Here is a 7994-nt window from a genome sequence, read left to right as displayed (position 1 = left end):
TTGCCCCGCGTTGGGCTGCGAAGCAGCCCCAAAACCAAGCACTGTGGAATAGCTGATATACCGTATTAGATCTATTTAGGTCTGCTTCGCAGCCCAACGCGGGGCAAGCCCGCTCGCCACAGAAGCCACTTTAACCACATCGGCCCTCTTCAGAACTCAGTGAAGAACCCGCGGCCCCTCGTCTTTCTCCGGCTCGCCTTCCGCCAGGCGACCGGCCATCTGCACGCCCACGCTCAACATGGCTTTAGCCACTTCCACGTGCTGGCCTTGCAGGAACTGCTTGGCATCTTCGGAAAAATCCAGGATGACCAGAGAACCCTCGTCCTCAGCCCGGCGCAGCTCGATTCGGCCGTCAGGCAACTCAACAATTTCTAGAAAGGACGTTGGCATAAAAGTCTGTTCTCCACGAAAGGCCGGGATTATATCAGTCATCCACCCAGCCCCGCAGAGGATCTGAACAGGTTTGTTGACAGCTTGATGAATGGTCGCCTACGAAATGCTCAGCACTCGTTGAGACCTTCGCGAAAGCGCAGCGCCATCTTTTTCAGTTCCTGACGCCAGCCCTCCAGCTCTTCACGGCTCAACGGCTTGGGTTCTTCCTCTTCCACCGCAACCGCCACGATCAGCGGCTGCGTCACATCGCCCTTGGGCACATGCGGAATACGCGGTGGCTGAAACATATCCGCATGCGCCTTGAGCAAACGCGCCACCCAACTGTCCGGGCTTTGAGCCATTTCAACCAGTTCGGCCAGCTCAGGAATGGCCATCGCGTCCAGCACTTCGCGATTCATGATCATTTCCGCACGGGGTGAACCGGCCTGAGGCAGGCGGTAAAACCCGGCGATTTCATGGCACAAACCCAGCAAGGCGCCGTACAGGTGAAACAACGCTGCTTCACGCCCCGCCTGGACCAGCGCGATGGCATTCATCTCTTTCCCTTCCTCGGCGCGGCCAAGGGCTTCCAGGGATAGACCCGCGAAGTAAATTTTCTGATTGGTACGGGTATAGAGTTCGTTGGCCATGACGGCAATCTCCACAACGAAAGAGGCGTAATGCTGGCTGTGTAGGAGCGAGCTTGCTCGCGAAAAACCTAAGGACGCCATTATGTACCTGGCTTCCCGCGTTATCGTTAACGATTTTCGCGAGCAAGGGCTAGGCGCCCCCCTCGCTTCTACAGCAAAAAAAGGCCGCCTGTGAAGGCGGCCTTTGTCATTGGCAGATTAGCTGATCAAGCGCCCTGGCGCTTATCCTCGACCTTCCACTTGCCACCGTCGTAGAACGCTTTCCAGCCGGTAGGCTTGCCGTCCACTTCGGTCTGCACGTACTGCTCCTTGGTCTTGCGGCTGTAACGGATCACGGCTGGGCGACCATCCGGGTCCTTCTTCGGCGCTTCACACAGGAAGTGGTACTTCGGATCAATCTCGTCCTTGTGCGGCACGATCTCCAGCACCAACGGTGCACGGGTCTCGCGGTTTTTCGGGAACTGGCTGGCCGCCAGGAACAACCCCGAAGCGCCATCACGCAGGATGTAGGTGTCGTTGACCTTCTCGCACTTGAGCTCGGGCATCTTCACCGGGTCCATCTTCGGCGGCGCGGCGTCACCGCTTTTCAGCAGTTTGCGGGTGTTCTTGCAGGTCGGGTTGGTGCAACCGAAGAACTTGCCGAAACGGCCGGTCTTGAGCTGCATCTCGCTACCGCACTTATCGCATTCCAGGCTCGGACCTTCGTAGCCCTTGATGCGGTAGGTGCCCTCTTCAATCTCGTAGCCGTTGCAATCCGGGTTGTTACCGCAGATGTGCAGCTTGTGCTTCTCGTCCAGCAGGTAGGCGTCCATCGCCGTGCTGCAGATCGGGCAACGGTGCTTGCCACGCAGTACCAGCGACTCGGACTCACCCTCGTCATCGGCGGCAATTTCATCACCTGGCACCAGGTTCACGGTGGCCTTGCAGCGCTCTTTCGGCGGCAGGCTGTAGCCCGAGCAACCGAGGAACACGCCAGTGGACGCCGTACGAATCTGCATCGGCCGACCGCAGGTCTGGCATGGGATGTCGGTCATCACCGGCTGATTGGCGCGCATGCCGTGTTCAGGGCTTTCGGCTACTTCAAGCTTTTTCTTGAAGTCGCCGTAGAACTCGTCCAGCACGTTTTTCCAGTCGCGTTCGCCCTGGGCCACGTCATCGAGGTTCTCTTCCATACCGGCCGTGAAGCCGTAGTCCATCAGGTTGGAGAAGCTCTCGGACAGGCGCTCGGTCACGATGTCGCCCATCTTTTCCGAGTAGAAACGACGGTTGTGCAGCGCAACGTAGCCACGGTCCTGAATGGTCGAGATGATCGCTGCATAGGTCGACGGACGACCGATACCGCGTTTTTCCATCTCTTTTACCAGGCTGGCTTCCGAATAACGCGCCGGCGGCTTGGTGAAATGCTGGGACGGATCGAGTTGGATCAGCTTGAGCGTGTCGCCCTGGGCCATGTCCGGCAGCACGTCGTCATCGCCAGGCTTGGCGATTTGCGGCATCACCCGGGTGTAACCGTCGAACTTGAGGATACGGCCCTTGGCACGCAGCTCGAAGTCGGAAGCCGCCACCGTCACGGTGGTGGACAGGTATTGCGCCGGCAGCATCTGGCAAGCCAGGAACTGGCGCCAGATCAGCTCGTAGAGGCGCTCAGCGTCGCGCTCCATGCCGCTCAGCTTGGCAGGCGTGGTGTTGGCGTCGGAAGGACGAATCGCTTCGTGAGCCTCTTGTGCGCCTTCCTTGCTGCTGTAGACGTTCGGCTTCTCCGGCAGGTACTTCTTGCCGAACTCTTCTTCAATATAGGTACGCGCCATCGCGACCGCGTCCACCGACAGGTTGGTGGAGTCGGTACGCATGTAAGTGATGTAGCCGGCTTCGTACAAGCGCTGGGCCATCATCATGGTTTTCTTCACACCGAAGCCCAGGCGGTTGCTCGCGGCCTGTTGCAGGGTGGAGGTGATGAACGGTGCCGACGGCTTGCTGCTGGTCGGTTTGTCTTCACGCTTGACGATGCTGTAGCTGGACGCCTTGAGCTTTTCCAGCGCAGCCATGGCCTGGGCTTCGTTCAGCGGTTTGAAGGCCTCGCCTTTCTCGCGGGCCACTTCAAAGCGCACGTTGGCGCCCTTGGCAGTGCCGAGGTCGGCGTGGACTTCCCAGTACTCTTCGGGGATGAACGCACGGATCTCGCGCTCACGCTCCACCACCAGCTTTACCGCAACCGATTGCACACGACCGGCCGACAGGCCACGGGCGATCTTGGCCCACAGCAGCGGCGAGACCATGTAGCCCACGACGCGGTCGAGGAAACGACGGGCCTGTTGGGCGTTGACGCGGTCGATGTCCAGTTCGCCCGGCTTGGAGAAGGCTTCCTGGATGGCTTTCTTGGTGATTTCGTTGAACACAACACGCTTGTAGCGGCTGTCGTCGCCGCCGATGGCTTCCCGCAGGTGCCAGGCAATGGCTTCCCCTTCGCGGTCCAAGTCCGTCGCGAGATAGATGGTGTCAGCATCCTTGGCGAGCCGGCGCAGCTCTTCGATGACCTTTTCCTTGCCTGGAAGGATTTCGTACTTGGCCTTCCAGCCATGATCCGGGTCCACACCCATGCGCGAGACCAGCTGCTTGCGCGCTTTCTCTTTAGGGGTGAGCACCGGACCTTCGCCTGCAGCCGCCTTGCCGCGCTTGGCGGCAGGCTCCTTGCTGGCGCTAGCCGAACCGCTGGTGGGCAGGTCTCGGATATGGCCGATACTCGACTTCACCACGTACTCGTTGCCCAAGTACTTGTTGATGGTCTTGGCCTTAGCCGGGGATTCCACAATGACCAGCGATTTGCCCATGGATCGGAAAATTCCTGAATTCGAGAAGTGAAAGGCAGTTGGCGCCTGTCGCGGCAACGCTATATATAGTGGCAACAAGGTGAGGTCAAGCGCAGCATTCTGCGCGACCTGCCGTTATTGCCCTGAAAAAAGACTGGGTTCGGCCTGGACCAAAGCAAAGCGCGGGACCTGCTCGCCGTCAACTTCGACGGTCTCCACAAACATGCTCAACGGGCGCACCCAAAAGCCGTAATCGCCATACAGTGCTTGGTAGAACACCACTTCTTCTTCGGTCTCGGAGTGGCGCGCCACACTGAAAACACGGTACTGCGGACCTTTATAATGCTGGTAGAGCCCTGGTTCGACTTTCATGCTCTGGCCCCCTTACAAAATTTGTTAAAAAAAAAATACAAAACCACCCAAAAACAAAAACCGGGGCACTGGGCCCCGGCTTCCGTCAACCCAACGCTTATACGCGTTCGAAGACGGTGGAAATGCCTTGGCCGAGACCAATGCACATGGTTGCAACCCCGAGGTTGCCGCCATTTTGCTTCATCACGTTAAGCAAAGTGCCGGAGATACGCGCACCGGAGCAACCGAATGGGTGGCCCAGGGCAATCGCGCCGCCGTGCAGGTTAACCTTCTCATTCATCTTGTCGAGTACTTTCAAATCTTTCAGCACTGGCAGGGCCTGTGCGGCGAAAGCTTCGTTGAGCTCGAAGAAGTCGATGTCGTTGATGGTCAGGCCCGCGCGCTTCAAGGCTTTTTGTGTGGCCGGTACTGGACCATAGCCCATGATTGCCGGGTCCACACCTGCCACAGCCATCGAACGGATCACGGCCAGCGGTTGGATGCCCAGGTCCTGGGCACGCTGCGCCGACATCACGATCATGCACGAAGCGCCGTCGGTGATTTGCGACGAAGTACCGGCTGTCACGGTGCCGCCCTTTGGATTGAAGGCAGGCTTGAGCGCGGCCAGGCTTTCCAGGGTGGTGTCCGGACGAATGGTTTCGTCGTAGTCGAACAGTTTCAGGAAACCGTTCTCGTCGTAGCCGTTCATCGGGATGATTTCATCCTTGAACTTGCCTTCCACGGTCGCCTTGTGGGCGAGCTGGTGGGAGCGCAGGCCGAACGCGTCCTGCGCTTCGCGGGTAATGCCGTGCATTTTGCCGAGCATTTCCGCAGTCAGGCCCATCATGCCCGAGGCTTTTGCCGCGTACAGCGACATGTGCGGGTTAGGATCAACGCCGTGCATCATGCTGACGTGACCCATGTGCTCCACGCCACCAACCACGAACACATCACCGTTGCCGGTCATGATGGCCTGGGCGGCGGTGTGCAGCGCGCTCATCGACGAACCGCACAGGCGGCTCACGGTCTGGCCCGCGGCGGTGTGCGGGATCTGGGTCATCAGCGACGCCATGCGCGCGATGTTCCAGCCCTGCTCCAGGGTCTGGTTGACGCAGCCCCAGATCACATCTTCGACTTCGTTAGGGTCGACCTTGACGTTGCGCTCCAGCAGTTTGCTGATCAGGTGTGCCGACATGTCTTCGGCACGGGTGTTGCGGTGCATGCCGCCCTTGGAGCGGCCCATCGGCGTACGACCGAAGTCGACGATCACGACGTCTCTTGGATTCAAGCTCATAAATATTCTCGCTCTAGTCGTCTGGGCACTTAACCGAAGAAGCGCTGGCCGTTCTTGGCCATTTCACGCAGCTTCGCGGTCGGGTGGTACAGCGGGCCCAAATCAGCGTATTGATCAGCCAGGGCAACGAACTCGGCCACACCGATCGAATCGATGTAACGCAGCGCACCACCACGGAATGGAGGGAAACCAATACCGTACACCAGGCCCATATCGGCTTCGGCGGCGGTCTCGACGATGCCGTCTTCCAGGCAACGTACGGTTTCCAGGCACAGGGCGATCATCATCCAGTTGATGATGTCCTCGTCCGACACCTCACGCTGTTCGTAGATGACCGGAGCCAGCACTTCGTGCACCGACGGGTCGGCCACTTTCTTCTGCTTGCCCTTCTTGTCGGCCTCGTAGGCGTAGAAGCCCTTGCCGTTCTTCTGGCCCAGGCGCTTGGCCTCGTACAGCGCGTCGATCGCCGAGCGACGGTCGTCTTTCATGCGGTCCGGGAAGCCTTCAGCCATCACGTCGCGACCGTGGTGGCCGGTGTCGATGCCGACCACGTCCATCAGGTACGCCGGGCCCATTGGCCAGCCGAATTTTTCCATGACTTTGTCGATGCGCACAAAGTCCACACCGGCGCTGACCAGCTTGGCGAAGCCGCCGAAGTACGGGAACAGCACGCGGTTGACCAGGAAGCCCGGGCAGTCATTGACCACGATCGGGTTCTTGCCCATTTTCTTGGCGTAGGCAACGGTGGTGGCAACGGCCAGCTCACTGGACTTCTCGCCACGGATCACTTCCACCAGCGGCATCATGTGCACCGGGTTGAAGAAGTGCATGCCGACGAAGTTTTCCGGACGCTTGAGGGCCTTGGCCAGCAGCGAGATGGAAATGGTCGAGGTGTTGGACGCCAGGATGGTGTCGTCTTTAACCTGGGCTTCCACTTCGGCCAGTACGGCTTGCTTGACCTTCGGGTTCTCGACAACCGCTTCGACCACCAGGTCGACGTGGCCGAAATCGCCGTAGGACAGCGTAGGACGAATGCCGTTAAGCACTTCAGCCATCTTCGCGGCGGTCATGCGACCTTTGTCCACGCGGCCGACCAGCAGCTTGGCGGCTTCTGCCAGACCTTGCTCGATGCCGTGCTCGTTGATGTCTTTCATCAGGATCGGCGTGCCTTTGGACGCCGACTGATAGGCGATACCGCCGCCCATGATACCGGCGCCGAGTACGGCAGCCTGTTTCACGTCCTTGGCGATTTCGTCGTAGGCCTTGGCCTTTTTCTTCAGTTCCTGATCGTTCAGGAACAGGCCGATCAGGCTCTGGGCTGCGGAGGTTTTCGCCAGTTTGACGAAGCCAGCCGCTTCCACTTCCAGAGCTTTGTCGCGACCGAAGTTCGCGGCTTTCTGGATGGTCTTGATCGCTTCAACTGGTGCCGGGTAGTTCGGACCGGCCTGGCCAGCCACGAAACCTTTGGCGGTTTCAAACGACATCATTTGTTCGATGGCGTTGAGCTTGAGTTTTTCCAGCTTCGGCTGACGCTTGGCCTTGTAGTCAAATTCGCCGCTGATGGCGCCCTTGATCAGGTTCAATGCGGCTTCGGCCAGTTTTTCCGGGGCAACCACAGCGTCGACAGCACCGACTTTCAGCGCGTCTTCAGCACGGTTTTCCTTGCCAGCGGCAATCCACTCGATGGCGTTGTCGGCACCGATCAGGCGCGGCAGGCGCACGGTACCGCCAAAACCTGGGTAGATGCCCAGCTTGACTTCAGGCAGGCCGATCTTGGCCGTGGCCGACATGACGCGGAAGTCTGCCGCCAGGCACATTTCCAGGCCGCCGCCCAACGCGATACCGTTGATCGCGGCGACGGTCGGTACGTTGAGGTCTTCAAAATCGCTGAAAATCTTGTTGGCTTCGAGGTTGCCAGCCACCAGCTCGGCATCGGGCAGCTTGAAGTTGTCGACGAATTCGGTGATGTCAGCGCCGACGATGAACACGTCCTTGCCGCTGGAAACGATCACGCCCTTGACCGAAGCATCTGCTTTGATGGTGTCTACGGCCTGACGCAATTCATTCAGGGTTAGACGGTTGAACTTGTTGACGGACTCACCCTTGAGGTCGAATTTCAGTTCGACGATGCCACTTTCAAGAGCCTTAACCGTGATGGCTTTACCTTCGTAAATCATCAACTGATCTCCACGATATGGAAGCTGAACAGTACACATTGGACGCTGGCCTCTGGTTGGACATTGACGAATTCGCCAATGTTCACGCCAATCCGCCAGGCACACCCGCCAATGCGATAGTCGGGATTCTGTATGAGCGGTCTGACAGACAAACGCTCAATTCATACGCCCGTTTGATTTGGGTACGCCACCTTCATCCAATTCCGGGCAATTGTCAATCGCTCGAAAGGCTAGGAAAAACGCGACTTTCCAGTCATTTCAGAACCCCAACCCTAAGCCTGCGACTCGTCAATATTCAGCTATTCACGAAATCAATAAGGGAAAAGATGTGGGAAAGGGCTGT

General features: G+C 58.6%; 6 protein-coding genes. All 6 read right to left on the bottom strand.

Features of this window, described 5'->3' with window-relative positions; translation table 11 throughout:
* Positions 1–156 precede the first annotated feature (156 nt).
* Positions 157–390, bottom strand: coding sequence for a hypothetical protein (locus CI807_RS14655; RefSeq protein ID WP_016975264.1), 234 nt, complete (start codon positions 388–390; stop codon positions 157–159).
* Between the two features lie 110 nt (positions 391–500).
* Positions 501–1022, bottom strand: coding sequence for a DUF6586 family protein (locus CI807_RS14650; RefSeq protein WP_016975263.1), 522 nt, complete (start codon positions 1020–1022; stop codon positions 501–503).
* 206 nt (positions 1023–1228) lie between these two features.
* A complete protein-coding gene (gene topA, locus CI807_RS14645) occupies positions 1229–3850 on the bottom strand; it encodes a type I DNA topoisomerase (RefSeq protein ID WP_095015133.1) in 2622 nt (873 codons plus the stop codon).
* Positions 3851–3964: 114 nt separating this feature from the next.
* A complete protein-coding gene (locus CI807_RS14640; RefSeq protein ID WP_028619417.1) occupies positions 3965–4201 on the bottom strand; it encodes a DUF1653 domain-containing protein in 237 nt (78 codons plus the stop codon).
* Positions 4202–4298: 97 nt separating this feature from the next.
* Positions 4299–5474, bottom strand: a complete 1176-nt coding sequence (fadA, locus tag CI807_RS14635) for an acetyl-CoA C-acyltransferase FadA (RefSeq protein ID WP_016975260.1) — start codon at positions 5472–5474, stop codon at positions 4299–4301.
* A 29-nt stretch (positions 5475–5503) separates the two neighbouring features.
* Positions 5504–7651: a fatty acid oxidation complex subunit alpha FadB gene (gene fadB / locus CI807_RS14630; protein WP_095015132.1), complete on the bottom strand. Its 2148-nt coding sequence runs from the start codon at positions 7649–7651 to the stop codon at positions 5504–5506.
* Positions 7652–7994 lie beyond the last annotated feature (343 nt).

Source organism: Pseudomonas sp. NS1(2017) (genome assembly GCF_002269425.1).
GTDB lineage: Bacteria > Pseudomonadota > Gammaproteobacteria > Pseudomonadales > Pseudomonadaceae > Aquipseudomonas > Aquipseudomonas reactans.
Note: the sequence above shows the minus strand (reverse complement) of the source record. Positions and strands in the feature narration are given on the sequence as shown.